The following is a 16802-nucleotide window of genomic DNA, read 5'->3' on the forward strand; positions in this document are numbered from 1 at the left end:
TTCGGTCGCACGGTCTACCCGTGTGTGCTCAACGAGTTCTCGCTTGCTCCAGTTCGTTCGCGATCTGCTGCCAGATGTCCGAGCAGCTCCGGGCCAGTTCGGCGACGGCGTCCGCGCAGTGCGCGGGTACCGAACTGATCCTGGTGGGCCAGTCGCTGTCGAGGATGGCCTGGGTGTGCAGCCAGCGCAGCAGCTCACGGCCGGACTCGGTGTTGCGCAGCGACGGGTCCCGGGTGAGGGTCCGCAGGACGGCGACCCGGTCCCGGGCCTCGCCCGGGCAGGGGGCGCCGCCCGGTGCCCGGCGCCGGTGCGGCGCGGGCCCCGGGTGGTGCGCGGGGGTCTCCGGCGCCGGTGGTGCGGTGGTGCCCAGGGCCTCGGTGTCCGTCAGGGGCGGATCGCCCCGCAGGACGCGTCGGCGCACATCATGGGCGGTGCCCAGGGAGACCCCGGCGTCCCGGGCGATCTTTCTGAGCGGTGTCTCGGGATGGGCCGAGACCATCTGCGAGGCCAGCAGCCTGCCCCGGGTGGTGTCCTGGGGATAGCGTCGGCCGTCCGCGCCGATCCGGGTGTTCACCCGCGGTGGTTCCCCGGGTGAACGGCGGCGCACGGTGGCGACCGTCTTGGCCGAGAGCCCCGTCCGTGCCGCGATGGCCCGGTCGGAGAGTTCCGGACGGCCGGCCAGAATGCGCTGCGCGGCGGCCTTGCGGTCGGCCAGGGGCAGCGGCAGTCCATGGGCGATGTTCTCCTCGACGGCCCGGATGAACGCTTCCTCCCGGGTGCCGTCGAAGAAGGTGACGGCTAGCGTCCGCCGCCCTTTCAGAGTGGCTGCTCGTAAACGGTGCATACCATCGATGATCTGCATCGTGGCGCGATGCACAAGGATCGCTGGAAGCTCTGATTCCGCCTCGATGAGCCGCTGTATGTGATTCTCGTCCATTCCCCCCAGGCGCGGTGAATCCGCAGGGAGCAGCAGGGAGATCGGGACGATATGGACCCCGCTCGGCCGGGGTCCGGGACGGTCCGTCGATTCATTGTTTCCGACGGCCGGATGGGGGGACGGTGGCGATGCTCTGGATTGTGGTGGGGGTGGCTCAGCGCTGCGCACGGTGAAACCCCCGTAGGTAAGGCGACACATCGACCTGACTCCGGCCGAGGGTGTGCATAGGTGCTCCATGTTCGCGTCGAAGCAATGAACTGCGAGAAGCGTACCGGCTGGCCGACTTACGGCCAAGGCTCCTACCACGGGAGTTGAGCGGATGGCTCCGCAATCTGTGAGTTGCTTGAAAGGACTTACTATCTCTAGTTTATCGATGGCTGAAAATCAATAGTGCAAATCAGGAGGCACCTGTTGTGGAACGTGTCCCGGACAATGGCAGGACCACCACGCTTGAGGCATACGCCGATACGATCGTGCCCGGTGAAAAGCGATGGCCCGGGGACACGGCGATAGCGGGCGTCGCCGAGGGCGGTGGATCCGTCGCCGCCGGCGCCCTCGCCCTCCTGGAGTGGGACGCGACCGGGGTGAGTGAGGGCCTCGGCGATCTCGCGGACCTGCTGAACGCGCACGCCCTGGCCTATGCCGATGAGCACGGCCTGACCCTTGACGAAGGACAACCGCCCTTTGTCGCCCTGGAGTTCCCCCATCGGACGGCCCTGGTCCAGCTGCTGACCGCGCCCGGCCACCCCGAGAAGGAGTTCTGGGTACTGCTGACCCTCTTCAGCAATATGGCCTTCGACTCCGCCGCCCATCTGCACACCGCCGAAGCGCTGGCCCAGGGACACCCCGGACTGGTCGCCATGGGGGTCGAGCCACCGGGGCCCGACGGACTCTGGCGGTACGGGGAGCACTCCTACGGCCGCCCCCTGGCCCGGTTGCATCCGGGCACCACAACCTCGGGGAGCCCGGAATGAACGCGGTGGAACGTACGGACGTCCTGGTCGTCGGCAGCGGATTCGGCGGCGCGATCACCGCCTACCACCTGGCCGCGGGCGGGGCCGCGGTCACCGTCCTGGAGCGCGGACCCTGGCTCGACGGCGACGACTTCGAGCACGACTACAAGCTCGGCTCCTCCTACACCCGGGTCTTCGACTTCACCGTCGGCGACGGCATGAGCGTCCTGGGCGGCAACTGCGTCGGCGGCGGCAGTGTCGTCTACTTCGCTTCCATGCCGCGCGCGCCCCGATTCGTCTTCGAGCGCCATGGCTCCATCGGACGGCGCATGTGGCCCGCCGCGATCAGCCGCGAAACCCTCGATCCCTGGTACGACCGGGTGGCGGAGGCCCTGCCGGTGCACCGGCAGGAGTGGAGCGATGTCACCTACGCGGGCGGGCTCTGGGCCGCCGCCTGCGACCACGCCGGCCGCACCGCGAACCCGCTGCCGGTGGCGATCGACACCGACAAGTGCGTCAACTGCAACTGGATGATGGCCGGCTGCCGCTTCGACGCCAAACGCTCCCTCCTCTTCAGCTATCTGCCCGCGGCCATCGCCCATGGCGCCGAGATCCGACCCCTCCACGAGGTGCAGTCCATCGCCCGCACCGACGACGGCGGCTACCGGGTGCACTTCGACATCGTGGACGACGAGGACTACCGGATCCACCGGGGGACCGGCGCCATCGACGCCCGGATCGTGGTGCTGGCGGCGGGGGCGGGCGCCACCCCCGTCATCCTCCAGCGCAGCGAGGCGGCGCTCGGGCCGATGCCGCCCGCGGTCGGCCGCTACTTCTCCGGCAACGGCGAACGCCTCAACACCGCCGTGCTCGACGAGGACCGGGTGGCGGAGGTGCTGGGCCTGAGCCGGGGCGACGGACTCGCCTACGCCGCCAACCACATCGGCCGCGGACCGACCGTCGCCAACTGGGACCGGCTCGACGGCTCCCTGCCCGAGTACTCCCGCTACTCCCTGGAACAGCTCTACTTCCCGCCCGGCCTCGGCACCATCCTGGCGCAGGCCGCCGATGTCACCGACGGACCCACCTGGTTCGGGCTGAACAAGAAGGAGATGCTCAAGCGCTGGAGCTCCTGGCTGACCATCTTCACCATGAGCGAGGACGACAACGAGGGCGTCTTCGGGCCCCCGCCGCTCACCGGCAACGCCACCCGGATCTCGCAGCAGATGCTCGGCCACGGCGCCCTGCGCTACCGGCCCACCGCGAACACCCTGCACGGCTGGGCCGCGTCGGACGCTGAGGTGAAGGACATCCTCGAACGGGACGGGCTGGCCCGGGTGATGCCCTGGACCAATGACGTGGTCGGCGCCTACACCGTGCACCCTCTGGCCTCCTGTCGTATGGGCGACGACCCGGGCACCTCGGCCCTGGACGACCGCAATGAACTCCGCGGCCATCCCGGGATCTTCGTCACCGACGGCTCCGCGGTGCCCGGAGCGCTGACCGTCAACCCGGCGATGACCATCGCCGCGGTGGCGGAACGTTCCGTCCCCGGCATCGTGGAGGCCGCGCGGCGCCGCGGCGTACGCGTCACCTACGGCGCGCCCGCCCCCGACGGATCGACCAGCGGACGGCGGGCGGTCCTGCCGCTTCTGGCGACCTGACCACCTGCCACCCACCCGCCGATCCGTCCGGCAGTTCATCCGATCGTCCGCACAGAAGATCTCTTTCCCGCCGGGGAGGGGGTGTGAACCCCCTTTCCGGTTCCACGGTGACACGTGACCAGAGGTGATGAGGGTGAGACCGGTCGTCCGTACGGTTCTGCGCGGAGCGCTGGACCGTGTCCACCATGTCCGGGCGGTGCCACCGGGGGAGGCCCGGTCCACGGTGGCCGCCGTCTACGCCCAGACCGAACGGGACTTCGGAGCGCTCGCGCCGCCGGTCGCACTGCACTCCCCGGACCCCCAGGTGCTCGCCGCGGCCTGGACGATGCTCCGGGAGAGCCTGCTGGTCGAGGGCGCGACGAGCCGCGCGGACAAGGAGGCGGTGGCCACCGCCGTCTCCCGGGCCAACACCTGCCCCTACTGCGCCGAGGTGCACGGGGCCGCCCGGGGCCCCGACGGAGGGCGCGCCGCCGGGCCGGTGGCGGCCTGGGTATGGGACGGCGGAGCCGCCGGACCGCCCCCGGTCCCACCGGACCGGATCCCGGAGATCATCGCGACCGCCGTCACCTTCCACTACCTCAACCGCATGGTCAATGTGTTCCTGGACGGCTCACCGCTGCCCCCGGCGCTGCCGGCCGCCGCCCGGGGCACCGTCCTGAGGGCGGTCGCGCGGAGCCTGCGGCCCCGGCGGCCCGGCGGCCCGGCGCGGGGCGGCTCCCTGGCGCTGCTCCCTGCGGCGCCGCTCCCCGAGGATCTGGCGTGGGCCGCCCCGTACCCCCATCTCGCCGGGGCGTTCGCCCGGGCCGGTGCCGCGATCGGCGCGGCGGGGGAGCGCGTGCTGCCCGGCGCGGTACGGGAGATGGTGACGGCCCGGCTGGACGCCTGGGACGGCCGTCCACCGGGGCCCGGCAGCGGCCGGCCGGACGAGCCGCTGTCCCGGCTGGCCCCCGGGGAACGCCCGGTGGCCCGGCTGGCCCTGCTGACGGCGCTGGCCTCCTACCGGGTCACGGCGGCGGACATCGCCGCGGTCCGGGGCGGGCCGGTGCCGGTGGACGACCGGGACCTCATCGGGATCACCGCCTGGGCGAGCCTGGCGGCGGCGCGCCGGGCGGGCCTGCTGCTGGCACGGAACGGATGACCCGGCCCCCGGCGCCCCCGTACACCCCGCCCCCGCACACCCCACCTTGTACACCTCACCCCCGTACACCCACCTCGTACAACCCCACCCCGAGAAGAGAGCGAGCGCATGTTCGATGTGCAGAGTGTCCTCAAGGATCTGACCACCGCCGTGGACGAGACCGACCGGCTGGTCGCCGATCTCACCGACGAGCAGTGGGCCCGCGAGACCCCCGCGCCCGGCTGGACGATCACCCAGCAGGTCGCCCATCTCTCCTTCATCTTCCGGCTGGCCGGTACCGCCGCCGCCGACCCCGACGGCTTCCGGGCGATGACCGCCGAGGCCGCGAAGGACTTCAACGGCGCCGTGAACGCGGCCCTGAACGCCTATCCGCTGGCCGATCCCCGGGCGGTGCTCGACCGCTGGCGTTCCGAGCGGGCCGACTGCGTCGAGGCGCTCGCCGCCGTACCCCCGGACCGGCCGGTGCCCTGGCTGGTCAACCCGCTGCCGCCCGCCGTCCTCGGCTGCGCCGGGATCATGGAGACCTTCGCCCATGGCCAGGACATCGCCGACGCCCTCGGCGTCCGCCGGGAACCCGCCGCCTGGCTGCGCCATCTCGTCGGGTTCGCCGTGCTGACCCGGGACTTCGGCTATCTCTCCCGGGGGCTGACCCCGCCGGCCGAGCCCTTCCGCTTTGAGCTGACCGGGCCCTCCGGCGAGGAGTGGCGCCATGGCCCCGAGGACGCCGCCGAGCGGATCACCGGCCCCGCCCATGACTTCTGCCTGCTGGTCACCCGCCGCCGCCACCGGGACGATCTGGCCCTGACGGCGACCGGCCCGGTGGCCGACCACTGGCTGGGGATCGCCCAGGCGTACCGGGGGCCGGCCGGCGCCGGCCGCACCCCGGGCCAGTTCGCGCACCTCGACGGCTGACCCGCCGCGCGTACCGAACGGCCGCCGCCCCCGGACCCACCGTCCGGGGGCGGCGGCCTTCCGCCCCCGGGCCCGGACAGACCCGTACCCCCTGAACACGGGGCTCAGGGGGTACGGGACACGGGATACAGCGGTACGGGGTACGGGGGTACGGGGCAGGGCGCACGGGCCGGGTGGGGCGCGGGGTGCCGCGACCCGGCCGGGTCAGGGCAGCCGGACCGGGCTGTTGTGGTACGCGCTGATGAACCACCCCTCCGCCCGCTTGCTGAGGATCCAGGTGGCCCGGATCTCCCGCTCGGGCGCGACCTCCGACTCACCCGGCAGCAGCACCCCGCCCTGGGTCACCAGCACCGCCGTCCCCGCGTCCACGAACCGCACATCCAGCGGCGCCCCGAAGACCGAGGTCCCCCGGTACGGCCCGGCGTAGTTGTCGGCCATGAAGCCGCGGATCTCGTCCCGGCCCTTCTTGAACACATCGCCGGGCAGGATCATCGTCGCGTCCTCGGTGAACAGCCCGGCCAGGGCGACGGCGTCGTTGTCGGCCCAGGCGGCCATCATGCGCTGCGGTACACCGCCCACGGCGGCCATGTCGTCGGCGGTCGGCGCGATGGAGAGTCCGGCGCTCATCATGTCTCCCATTCCAGGAAATATCGCGGAAGGTCTGTACGGCCCATCCTGGTACGGTCCCGCCCCCGGGGGCATCTCGCGGACTGCTGTCCCGGGGCCACCGGCGCCGGCACCCGCACCACCCGACACCGTCCCTCAGCCGGCGGCCAGTTCGAGGATCGAGAGATAGCCGACCGGATGGACCGCGCGCACCGCGAGCCCCGCCGCCCCGGCGAGGGCACCCAGCTCCGCCAAGCCGCGCTCGCGGCCCCCGCAGTACGTCAGCATCCGCAGATCCATCGCGGTACTGGGCGACTCCCCGTCGGCGCCGACCGCCTCGATCACCAGCACCACCCCCCGTTCGCCCGCCGCCTCCGCACACCGCCGCAGCAGGGCGACGGCGGGCCCGTCGCTCCAGTCGTGGAGGATCGCGGAGAGCACATAGCCACCCGCGCCCGCCGGCAGCGGATCGAAGAAGCTGCCGGTCACGACCTCGGTACGGGCCGCCAGGCCCAGCCGCTCGAAGTTCCGCCGGGCCGAGGCGGCGGGCCCCGCCAGATCCACCACGGTGCCCCGCAGCGACCCATGGGCCGTCAGCAGCGCGCCCAGCAGACCGCCGCTGCCGCCGCCCACATCCACCACATGACCGAGGGCCGCCCAGTCGTACGCCCGCGGGACCCCGCCGTCGTCCAGATCGATGTGATGGTTCATCAGGGCGTCGAAGGAGGCGGAGAGCGGCGGATCGGCCGCGAGATCGTCCCAGAACGGCACCCCGTAGCGGACCGGATACGCCGGTTCGCCCGTCCGCACACTGTGGGCCAGCTCCACAAAGCTCAGGTCGCCCTTGCCGACCGCGCCCCCGGTGTCCAGCCACTTGCGCCGGCCCGCCGGATGGTCCTCCCGCAGCTGCTCCCCGAAGGCGGTGAGGGCATAGCGGCCCACCGGGTCCCGGGTCAGCAGGGCGACCGTGACCAGATGCCGCAGCAGCCGGTCGAGTGCGTCGGTATGGGTCCCGGTGGCGGCGGCCACCTCCTCGGCGGTGTCCCGGCCGGCCGCGATGTGGTCGGCCACCCGCAGGGTCGCCGCCACCCGTACGGCCATCGGGGTCGCCAGATCGGCCAGCGCCCTCAGCCCGACACGGCCCGCCGTTCGACCCGTCTGCACCGCCCGACCCGCCTGCCCCGTCTGCTCTGTCTCCCCCGTCTCCCGCGCCATCTGCGCTCTCCCTTCGTCTGGGCCGAGCGTAGGGGGCGCCGGACCCCCGGTTTTCTTCGTGCGTGCTCAGGCGCGCTCGGGCGGGCTCAGGGCGGTCACACGGTCGTCCGTGCCCGGCGGGAGCGCGGCACGGCAGTGCGGACAGCGTTCGGCGGCGTCCCACTCCTCCCAGCCGAAGGCGGCCGGGGCCAGCGTCCGCCCGCCGGACAACTCCTTGCGGACGGCGACCCGGTAGGCCCAGACGGCGTCCAGATAGGGGTGGTACGCGGCATGGAACTCCGCCGACTCCTGGGCCGCGCCCGAGCCGACCACCCGCTGGAGCGCCCGCAGCCGCTCGAACATCGCCTGGCCCGCCCCGGCGACGGCGGTCGTCGCCTCGATGAAGAGCCGCTCGCGCACCTCGTGGACGGCGGCCGTGCGCAGCGCGTCCCGCGCGGCGCCCGCCGGATCCGGGTGCTCCGCAGGCCGGCGCGCTATCCGGCGCAGCTCGGCATGGCACTCCCCGGCCGCCCCGATGAAGTCGGTGTAGACGGCCCGCCGTCGCTCGTCCCCGCTCTGCCGCGCCTCCTGCCTGCTGCGCAGCCCGTCCACGAGGACGGTGCCCGCCATGGCGATGAAGCCGCCGCTCGCGGTGGCCGCCAGAGTCCCCCAGTCCATGACGCCCGCTCCCCGACCTCTCCGCTCCGCCCGGTCACCGCCGGCCGGCGGTCCGCCCCGGCAATCTACGGCGGTCGGCACCCCGGTGGCCAGCGGAATCGGCCGGATTCAGGGCCGCCGCCCGACGGCCTCCCCGTACAGCGAACGGTCCACCAGACGTCGCTCCGGCAGGGGATCCCCGGTGAGGACGCCCTGGGCGCGATAGGCCCGCTGGAGCCTGCCGGTGGTGCCGGAGCGGATCTCCCAGTCCATCCGGAGGGAGGGGGTGGCGGCCAGCACGGCGGGGTCGGTGTCCAGCAGCCGGGCCAGCTCGGCGGTGAAGGCCCGGTCGGCCTTGTAGTCGCCCGCGAAGTAGGTGTTGACGGTACGGATGTACGCGCGGACCAGCGCGACGCCCGCGGCCCGGTCGTCCTGGAGCAGTCCCGGCCCGAAGAGCAGCCCGCCGAGCGGTTCGCCCCGGGGCTGGCCGCCGAGGTAGGCGTAGTCGCGGTCGCCGTCGAGGGTCCGCCACACCGGGTCGAGCAGCCAGGCCGCGTCCACCCCGCCGTTGCGCAGGGCGGTGAGCACATCGGCGGTGCCGAGCTGCTGGTAGCGGATGCGGTCCAGCGCCCCGCCGTGCCGGGCCAGGGTGCGGCCCATGGGGTAGGCGATGACCGAGCCCTTGCCGATCATCGTGCCCAGGGTGCGGTCCTCCATGGTGACCCGCCGCGCGCTCTCGCCGTCGCGCAGCCGTACCCAGAGCCCGCTGCGGGAGCCCCGCGCGGGGGAGTAGTTCCCCGCCACCCACCGCAGGGGGAAGCCGGCGGAGACCCCGTGCACCACGGCCGCCTCGGGGGCCGCCCAGAGCGCGTCGATCTCCCCCTTGGCCAGCAGCGGGAGCGCGTCCGGTGTGGGCAGCACCTTCAGGGTCACCTTCAGGTTCTCCCGGGCGAACTCGCCCCTGCGCACCGCCGTCACCAGCGGGGCCGCGTACTCCGCGCCGAGGGTGCCGCTGACGACGGTCAGCTCGCGCCGCCGGTCCAGCGGGCGGGGCGCGGGGGCCCCGGGGGAGCAGCGGGCGGGTGTCCGGCCGGGGGTGAGATCGGCGGGGTCGGTACGGGCGGCGGGGCCGCATCCCTGGACGGGGGTCACGGTCCGGGGCGCGGCGGGGCGGGTGTCGTCCGCCGGGGGAGTTCCCGCGCAGGCGGCCAGGGTCAGCAGGGCCAACAGGGCGGCCGCGACGAGCGGGGCACGCGGGGCGCGCGGGACGGGCGCGGTGGCACGGCGGCGCATGGAACCTCCCGGGGGGCGGACGGTCAGGACGGGCCCCGGCCCCGGTCGCGCGGGGCCCAGGGGGTGAGCAGCCGCCCGGTCGCGCGGACCAGTTCCGAGAAGACGACACCGAGGACGGCGACACAGACGATCCCGACGAACATCACGTCATTGCGGAACAGCGCCCGGGAGTCGAAGATCAGTCGGCCGAGGCCGTCGGTGGCGGCGATCTGTTCGGAGGCCACGATCACCAGGACCGCGACCCCGGCCGCGATCCGCGCCCCGACGAGGACGGCGGGCAGCGACGCGGGCAGCAGCACATGGCGGAACATCTGCCAGGGGGACGCCCCGAAGACCCGGCCCGCGTCCCGGTGCGCGGCCGGTACGGCGATCACGGCGGCCATGGTGGAGATCCAGACGAAGAAGAAGACCGTGGTGGCGACGAGGGCGATCTGCGGCCCCTCGCCCAGCCCGAACATATTGAGGAAGACCGGCAGCAGGGCGAGTTTGGGCACCACGTACAGGGCGTCGAGGGTCGGTTCCAGGGCCGCTCTGACCAGGGGGAGCGCACCCATGAGCAGACCGAGGAGGAGGCCCGCCGCGGTCCCGGCGGCATAGCCCGCCGCCACCCGCCCGAGGGTGGCGCGCACATCGGGCCAGAGGGCGCCGTCGGCGGCCCGTGCCCAGCCGTCGGTGAGGACGGTGGTGGGGGCGGGGTAGATCCGGGCGTCGATCCAGCCCTGGACGGCGGCCAGTTGCCAGAGCAGGACCAGGGCCAGGGGGACGGCGAGGGCCAGCGCGTTCTCCAGGGCCCGCCGCCGGAGGTGGGCCCGCCGGGGGTTCAGCTCCTGCGGCCCGGGACGGCGTACCAGGACATGGAGGGCGGGTACGGGCTCCTCCGCCGGTACCGCCCCGGGCGCCGCCGTCGCCTCCGTCGGCATGGGCTCCTTCCCGCTCACCGGGCGACCGCCGGGCCGCGCACCTCGTCCCGGAGCAGCCGCCACAGCTCCCGCTCCAGCGCGGCGAACTCCGGCGCGGACCGGATGTCGCCGGTGCGCGGGCGCGGGAAGGGGGACCGGCGCTCGGCGATGATCCGGCCGGGCCGGGCGGACATCACCACCACCCGGTCCCCGAGGACGATGGCCTCCTCCAGGCTGTGGGTGATGAACAGGGTGGTGGTGCGCAGGGTCTGGGTCAGCTCCAGCAGCTCGTCCTGGAGGATGGTGCGCAGTTGGGCGTCGAGCGCCGCGAACGGCTCGTCCATGAGCAGGATCTCGGGTTCCACGGCGAGCGCGCGGGCGATGGCGACCCGCTGGCGCATTCCGCCGGAGAGGGTGGCCGGGTAGGCGTCGGCGCACTCCGCGAGCCCCAGCCGGCGCAGCCACTCCCGGGCCCGCCGGTCGGCCTCGCGCCGGGGCAGCCGCCGGATGTCCAGGCCGAAGCGGACATTGGCGAGCACGGTCTTCCACTCGTGGATGCCGTAGTCCTGGAAGATCATCGCGGCGGGCCGGGGGGAGCCGGCCCGGATCTCCAGCTCACCGCCGGAGGGCCGGAGCAGCCCGGCGGCGATCCGCAGCAGGGTGGACTTGCCGCAGCCGGAGGGGCCGACGACACAGAGGAACTCCCCGGGGGCGATCGACAGATCCAGCGGGCCCAGGGCGTCGACGGCCGTGCGGCCCCGGCCGAAGGAGCGGCTGAGGGCGGTGGCGCGGAGCTTGGGGCGGGCCGCCGCAGGTGTCGGGTGCGGTGCTCCCACGGTGCCTCCTCGTGCCTCCTCGTGCCGTGACCGGAGGGTTCACCGGCCCGCCCGACGATATGACGAACCATCAGATTGGGGAAGGGGTGCCGCCCGGCCGGACGGCACCCCGGCCCCCTGCCCGGGGAGCCGCCGGGGAGCCGCCGAGGGTGCTGGCTGCCCGGGGAGTCGCCGAGGGTGCCGGGGCGCCGCCCCTCGCTCAGTCGGCCTCGTACGCCAGCCCCTCGTACGCCAGCCACTGCATGAAGGTGTGCAGACCGTGATGGAGGTCCATGGTGGGCTTCCACCCCTCGGGCCGGGGCGCCCTCGGCGGCGCGTCCGCCCCGCCCGCGTCCGCCCCGCCCGCGCGCGCCGGTCCCGCCACCGTCTCGGTCCCCACCGGCCGCACCGCCGCCAGCACCGCGTCGGCCATCGCCCGTTCCGTCACGGGCGTCCCGTCCGGCAGCTCCAGCACCCCGGCCGCCCCGGGCCGCTCCAGCAGCCGGTCCACCGCCCCCACCAGGTCGTACACATGCAGCGGACGGAGCGGACGCCCCGGCGGCTCGGTGAGGACGACCGGCCGGCTGCGCAGCGCGTTCCACACCATGGCCCCGATCGGCGACCGCCGTGCGCAGCCCGGACCGTAGAGATCCCCGGTGCGCAGGGTCACCGGGGCGCCGAGCCGCCCGGTGACGGCGTCCCGGAGCCGGAGCGCCACCCCGGTGCGCGCGGGGTCGGTCGTGTCCCGCAGCGGGCGCAGATCGAGCACCGCGTCATGGCCCGTACCGGGCCCTTCGGCGGGGACGGCGGCGAGCGGGGTCACCCGGTGGCCCCGGTCGGTGAGCCCGCGCACCACATGCTCGCCCAGCGGGCTCGCCGCGCCGACGACGGCGAGCGCGCGCCCCGCCCGTACCGGACGGGCCCCGGCACCGGCCGCCGCGCCCGCTTCGAGACCCGCCGCGACGCCCGCCCGCGCGATCCGGTCCAGACCCGCGCGGAGTTCCGCGATCCGCTCCTCGCCCTGATGGTGGCTCACCCCGCCGGGCCCGATGGTCGCCAGGGATTCCGCGCAGGCGGCTGTCCGGGAAACGCTGTCGCCCCTTCCCTCCAGGCGATGAACGAAACCCATGGTGAAAGCGGTCAGCCAGGTACCCTCGGCGGCCCTCCGGTCGGGTACTTCGGTCAACTCGATCTTGGCTGATTTGAATCTTTCGGCATCGATACCCCACCCTGCGAGATAGTCCTCGCATTCCAGATGGAGCCATCGCTCCGGACCCGGCCCCGGCACCCGTACCGCGCACTGGGCGACCCCGTGCTTGCAGAAGGGGACCGCCGACACCTCCTCCAGGGAAATTCTCTCGTCACCGACCCGGTCGTCCGGAAGAAAACACACCGAACGCCGCGGACCCCGGAAGGCGTTCCCGGAAATGCTGCCCCGGTCGTCGTGTTCGGTGAGATTCGGTACCGACACATAGGCGGGTATCCGCCGGGCCAGCAGAAACTGCCGCATCAGGATGTCGTCGGGCCAGGCGTCCAACCGCTGTCGCCCGTACTCCACATAGCCCTCGACCGCGGGACGCGGCAGCACGATCGCCACACAGGGGAAGTACTCGCCGACGGCGCGCACCCAGCGCGCCCCCGCCATCGCGCCGAGCCGTACCGCCGCGCCGTTGCGCGAGTCCCAGAGCGCGAAGAGCGCCAGAGCCGCGTCCGGGCGCTGCTCCACCGCCTCGGCCACCCGCGCGAAGAAGGAATCGGAGAGGATCATGTCGTCCTGGACCACCAGCTGGTGGGTGGCGCCCTCCTCGATCGACGACCAGGCCGCCAGTGCCGTGCGCAGCACCGACGGACGGCCGCCCGGGTCCGGGTCCATGACCACCCGCAGGGCCCCCGGCGGCGCCGACCCCGCCAGTGCCTCGGCGGCGGGCAGCCGCTTGGGGTGGGTCATCACCGCTCCGCTGATGCGATGGCGCCTCATGGGTCCTCCCAGCTCGAAAAGCCTCCGGACGGAAGAATTCCGCGATCGGCGCGCAGAGGTGTCAGGGGTGTCACCGCGCCTTCCCACAGAGTTCTCCGCCCTTCGGCACTGATGAATTTCGGACAGTACGGTGGTGCGTTTCCTTGCGGTGGACCTGCCGAAAAGGCCCCCTGGTTAGGTCCGAGGATGATCGTTCATGCTGGTGCGCGCAGCCCCATGCGTATCACTCTTTCAAGGGAGTCCGTATGACCGCGCAGATCGACGACGAGTCCATTGACGCAGGTGACTCCGTCTCTTCCCGGCTGGAGAAACTGCGGGGATCCCGGATCGTGGTGACCGGCGGCGGTGGTCTGGTGGGCAGCCGGCTGACCGCCCTGCTGCGGGCCGCCGATGCCGAGGTGACCGTCCTCGACCGGATGGACGCCTATCCGGAATTCACTCATGAACTGTTCGGTGCCCAGCGGCTGGCGAGCCGTCTGGTGGTGGGCGACATCCGCGACCGGGAGCTGGTCCGGAGCGTGCTCGACGGCGCCGACCATGTGGTGCACGCCGCCGCCTTCGCCGATGTCGCCGCCTGCACCCGCCGCCCCGACATCGCCTTCAAGGCCAATATCGAGGGCACCGAGGTGGTCCTGGAGGAGGTCGCCGCCGCCGAGGTGCGCCGCTTCGTCATGGTGTCCTCCGCCGCCGTCTACGGCAATGGCACCGACCCCGCCGACGGGCCGCAGCGCTTCCGCGAGGACCAGCCGGTGCACCCGCTCTCCGTCTACGCCAACGGCAAGCTCTGGGCCGAGCACCAGACCCGGCTGATGCTCGGTGGCTCCAGCACCGACTTCGCGATCCTGCGCTACTTCTCCGTCTACGGCGATCCGCAGATCCCCAAGCCCGGCAGCCACTCCTGGATGGTGCCCTGGCTGACCATGCACGCACGGGTGGGACTGCCCATGCGGCTCAACGGCGGCGGGGTGCAGGTACGCGATCTGGTCCATGTGGACGACATCGCCGCCGCCACCGCGCTCGCCCTGGTCGAGGACGGGGTCGTCGGCGAGACCGTCAATGTCGGCTCCGGCGTCCCCACCTCGGTGCGCGCGGTCGGCGAGCTGATCGCCCCGCACTTCCCCGGCGCCGAGTTCATCGTCACCCCGCGCCCCGCCGACGACCCCCTCGGCGGCTGCGCGGACACCGACCGCATGCGCGAACTGCTGCGCTGGCGGCCCGGGATCACCGTCGCCGAGGGCGTCGAGCGGTATGTGCGCTGGCTCGACGCCACGCCGGAGGCCGTGCCCTCGTTCCTCACGGAGCAGGCCACGTGAGACCGTCGGCCCGGACGGCCGGGGCACGGCCGGGCGGAGCGGAGGGCAGGACACCCATGGGGTACGAGGGTTCGTACATCTGGTCACTGCGCGAGCGGGTGGGGAACCGGCTCCTGCTCGTCCCCGGGGTCCAGGTACTGCTGCTGGACGGGGCCGGCCGGGCGCTGTTCCAGCAGCGGGCCGACACCGGCGTCTGGGAGCTGCCCGCCGGGGCCTGCGAGGAGGGCACCGACTTCGCCGGGGCGGCCGTGCGGGAACTGGCGGAGGAGACCGGTCTGCGGGTGCGCCGCGAGGATCTCGTCCCCTTCGGCTCGCTCTCCGACCCCGGGGTCCACACCCTCACCTACCCCAACGGCGATGTCACCCACTGCTTCGCGCTCTGCTTCGCGGCCCGGGTCTGGACGGGTGAACCACGGCCGGAGCCGGACGAGGTGCTCCGGATCCGCTTCGCCGACCCCGCCGACCCGCCGCGTCCGCTCCATCCCCCGACCGCCGTGGTCCTGGAGATGTTCCGCGCGTTCGACACCACAGGAAGGTTCCAGCCCCGGTGAGCACGGAGAAGACCCAGGACGGGGAGCGGACGGGGGGCGCCCGGGTGCCCTGCCGGGCCTGTCTCTCCGGCGAGGACCTCGACTGGCTCGGCGGCCGGTCCGTCAGTCTCGCCCTGGACCTGCCCACGACCGTCGAGACGGTCCCCGGCCCGGCCGCCGGGCCCCCGGAGGCGGGCTGGTCCGCCGAGGTGTGGCAGTTCCTGCGCGAACGGCTGCCGGAGCTGCCGGCCCTGCCGCCCGCCGTACGGGTGCGCAGCGAGGCGCCCTCCGCCAGCGGGCTCTCCTCCTCCACCGCGCTGATCGTGGCGCTGTTCCGGGCGTACACCGAGGCGTATCCGCCCCGGCGGCCGGTGCCGGTCGCCACCCTCGCCGAGTGGGCGTACTCCTTCGAGTTCGCCCGCTTCAACGGGGGCGGCATGGACCATCTGGCCGTCATCGAGGGGGACGCGCTGCTGCTGGAAGGGAGGCCCACCGGACTGCCCGCGATACGGGGGCGGGCGCGCTTCCCCGCGGAGTGGACCGTGGTGGTGGTCGATTCGGCCCTCCGCAAGGACACCGGCGACCATATCCGGGTGGTACGGGCACAGCTCGCCACCGGCGACCCGGAGCTGGCCGCCTACCGCAAGGAGGCGGACGCGGCCTCGGGCGAGGTCTGGCGGGCCATCGCCGACCGCGATCTGGACGCGCTCACCGGGGGCATGGACCGGGCCCATGTGACCATGCGCGACCACCAGCGGATGTCAACGCCGGTCCTGGAGGAGCTGCGCGGGCTGGCCCTGCGCGCCGCCGGTCTCCGGCTGAAGCTCAGCGGCGCGGGCGGCGGCGGCGCGCTGGTCGGGGTCTGCCGTACGGGGGAGCGCGACGATGTCGTCGGCGCCCTGCGGCAGGCGCTCTGGGAGCGGTTCCCGGCGGCCCGGGTGATTCCCGCCCAGGCGGCGGGGGCCCCGTTCGCCGACGCGCCGGCGCCCGGCCGGGTCCCGGCTCCCGGGCGGCCCCTGGGCCTGTAGCGGGAGCCGAGGGCGGCCCCGGCCCCGGGGCTCCGGCGTCCCTCCGGCCCCGCTCCAGGGAAGGACAGTCCATTCCTGGGAAGTTCTCAGCGAACTCAGAGGAACCTCGGCTGAGGTGGTGCATGCCCGGGAGGGCGTACCCGGTGACCCCGGTCCCCGCCGTACGCCCTCCCCGGGTTGTCCCCCCACACGCAGACAACCGAGGAGTCGACATGACGACGCAGAGGTCGAGCAGTGCCCCGGGCCCGAAGAGGCCGGCGAGCGGCGGGCGGCGTCCGCGCGGCCATGCGGTCGCGGCGGCCGTCGCGGGGGCACTCGCCCTGACGGCCCTGTCCGCCGGTACCGCCCAGGCGGCCGACACGGATATCGCGCCCGGCTCGAAGATCTGCAAGAACCAGGCCTGGACCTCGGGGAACGGCCGTACCCAGCTGAAGGTCCTCGGCTCCGGCGAGCTGACCGTCACCCAGAGCGGCACCGTCGTCTGGCGGGCCCCGGGCACCAAGGACAAGGGCCACTGCGCGGTGTACCAGCAGGACGGCAATGTCGTCGTCCACAACAGCGCCGGCGCGCCCGTCTGGGCGTCCGGGGTGCACGGCGGCATCAACGGGTACGGCTGGCTGTCCGTGCAGGACGACGGCAATGTGGTGGTCTACGGCTACTACGGCAACCCCGTCTGGGCGACCGGCACCCACGGCTGAGCGCACCCGCGCCCGAGTACACCCACGGCTGGTACACCCACGACCGAGCGCACCCGCGCGGGAGGGTGCGGGCGCGCGCGGGACCTCGGTCCGCGCCGGCCCCCCCCCCCCCCAGTGGACCCGCGGGCCCGGGGGCAACGGGGGCGGCTCAGCTGAAAGGGTGGTGGTGGGCGGCCGGGTGCGGTGT

General features: G+C 73.6%; 16 protein-coding genes. 8 read left to right on the forward strand and 8 right to left on the reverse strand.

Annotation, left to right across the window (positions count from 1 at the left end; genetic code table 11):
• Positions 1-28: 28 nt before the first annotated feature.
• Positions 29-844 carry a ParB/RepB/Spo0J family partition protein gene (locus ABT354_RS00630; protein ID WP_502983294.1) on the reverse strand — a complete coding sequence of 272 codons (816 nt, stop codon included), beginning with the start codon at positions 842-844 and terminating at the stop codon, positions 29-31.
• 506 nt (positions 845-1350) lie between these two features.
• On the opposite strand from ABT354_RS00630, the gene ABT354_RS00635 reads away from it, so the two are divergent.
• The 4 genes from ABT354_RS00635 (at position 1351) to ABT354_RS00650 (ending at position 5604) form a co-directional block, all read left to right on the forward strand.
• The gene (locus tag ABT354_RS00635; RefSeq protein WP_351486962.1) at positions 1351-1911 is read left to right on the forward strand and encodes a DUF5987 family protein; all 561 of its coding nucleotides are present in this window, start codon (positions 1351-1353) and stop codon (positions 1909-1911) included.
• Positions 1908-3554: an FAD-dependent oxidoreductase gene (locus ABT354_RS00640; RefSeq protein WP_351486965.1), complete on the forward strand. Its 1647-nt coding sequence runs from the start codon at positions 1908-1910 to the stop codon at positions 3552-3554. The genes ABT354_RS00635 and ABT354_RS00640 overlap by 4 nt, the downstream gene beginning before the upstream one ends.
• A gap of 127 nt (positions 3555-3681) precedes the next feature.
• A complete protein-coding gene (locus tag ABT354_RS00645; protein WP_502983295.1) occupies positions 3682-4692 on the forward strand; it encodes a carboxymuconolactone decarboxylase family protein in 1011 nt (336 codons plus the stop codon).
• Positions 4693-4800: 108 nt separating this feature from the next.
• On the forward strand, positions 4801-5604 hold the full coding sequence (locus ABT354_RS00650; RefSeq protein WP_351486971.1) for a TIGR03084 family metal-binding protein: 804 nt from the start codon (positions 4801-4803) through the stop codon (positions 5602-5604).
• Between the two features lie 204 nt (positions 5605-5808).
• Here ABT354_RS00650 and ABT354_RS00655 read toward each other — a convergent pair whose 3' ends face one another.
• The 7 genes from ABT354_RS00655 to ABT354_RS00685 form a co-directional block, all read right to left on the reverse strand.
• Positions 5809-6243 (reverse strand): SgcJ/EcaC family oxidoreductase, encoded by a 435-nt coding sequence (locus ABT354_RS00655; RefSeq protein ID WP_351486974.1) that lies wholly within the window; start codon positions 6241-6243, stop codon positions 5809-5811.
• 123 nt (positions 6244-6366) lie between these two features.
• Positions 6367-7425 carry a methyltransferase gene (locus tag ABT354_RS00660; RefSeq protein ID WP_351486976.1) on the reverse strand — a complete coding sequence of 353 codons (1059 nt, stop codon included), beginning with the start codon at positions 7423-7425 and terminating at the stop codon, positions 6367-6369.
• 66 nt (positions 7426-7491) lie between these two features.
• On the reverse strand, positions 7492-8082 hold the full coding sequence (locus ABT354_RS00665; protein WP_351486978.1) for a CchlQ: 591 nt from the start codon (positions 8080-8082) through the stop codon (positions 7492-7494).
• A gap of 108 nt (positions 8083-8190) precedes the next feature.
• A complete protein-coding gene (locus ABT354_RS00670) occupies positions 8191-9354 on the reverse strand; it encodes an ABC transporter substrate-binding protein (RefSeq protein WP_351486981.1) in 1164 nt (387 codons plus the stop codon).
• A 23-nt stretch (positions 9355-9377) separates the two neighbouring features.
• Entirely contained in the window at positions 9378-10274 is an 897-nt protein-coding gene (locus tag ABT354_RS00675; protein ID WP_351486983.1) for an ABC transporter permease, read from the reverse strand.
• A 14-nt stretch (positions 10275-10288) separates the two neighbouring features.
• Positions 10289-11089, reverse strand: coding sequence for an ABC transporter ATP-binding protein (locus ABT354_RS00680; protein ID WP_351486986.1), 801 nt, complete (start codon positions 11087-11089; stop codon positions 10289-10291).
• 199 nt (positions 11090-11288) lie between these two features.
• Entirely contained in the window at positions 11289-13046 is a 1758-nt protein-coding gene (locus tag ABT354_RS00685; RefSeq protein WP_351486989.1) for an NAD-dependent epimerase/dehydratase family protein, read from the reverse strand.
• A 245-nt stretch (positions 13047-13291) separates the two neighbouring features.
• On the opposite strand from ABT354_RS00685, the gene ABT354_RS00690 reads away from it, so the two are divergent.
• From ABT354_RS00690 to ABT354_RS00705, 4 genes are all read left to right on the forward strand, one after another.
• Positions 13292-14359 (forward strand): NAD-dependent epimerase/dehydratase family protein, encoded by a 1068-nt coding sequence (locus ABT354_RS00690; protein WP_351486992.1) that lies wholly within the window; start codon positions 13292-13294, stop codon positions 14357-14359.
• Positions 14360-14415: 56 nt separating this feature from the next.
• Positions 14416-14910, forward strand: coding sequence for an NUDIX domain-containing protein (locus ABT354_RS00695; protein ID WP_351486995.1), 495 nt, complete (start codon positions 14416-14418; stop codon positions 14908-14910).
• On the forward strand, positions 14907-15917 hold the full coding sequence (locus ABT354_RS00700; RefSeq protein ID WP_351486998.1) for a GHMP family kinase ATP-binding protein: 1011 nt from the start codon (positions 14907-14909) through the stop codon (positions 15915-15917). Before ABT354_RS00695 ends, ABT354_RS00700 begins: the two co-directional genes overlap by 4 nt.
• Positions 15918-16129: 212 nt before the next feature.
• The gene (locus ABT354_RS00705; protein ID WP_351487001.1) at positions 16130-16615 is read left to right on the forward strand and encodes a hypothetical protein; all 486 of its coding nucleotides are present in this window, start codon (positions 16130-16132) and stop codon (positions 16613-16615) included.
• Positions 16616-16802: the final 187 nt, after the last annotated feature.

Origin of the sequence: Streptomyces sp. NPDC000594 (genome assembly GCF_040299965.1) — a bacterium.
In the GTDB taxonomy this organism is placed as follows: Bacteria; Actinomycetota; Actinomycetes; order Streptomycetales; family Streptomycetaceae; genus Streptomyces.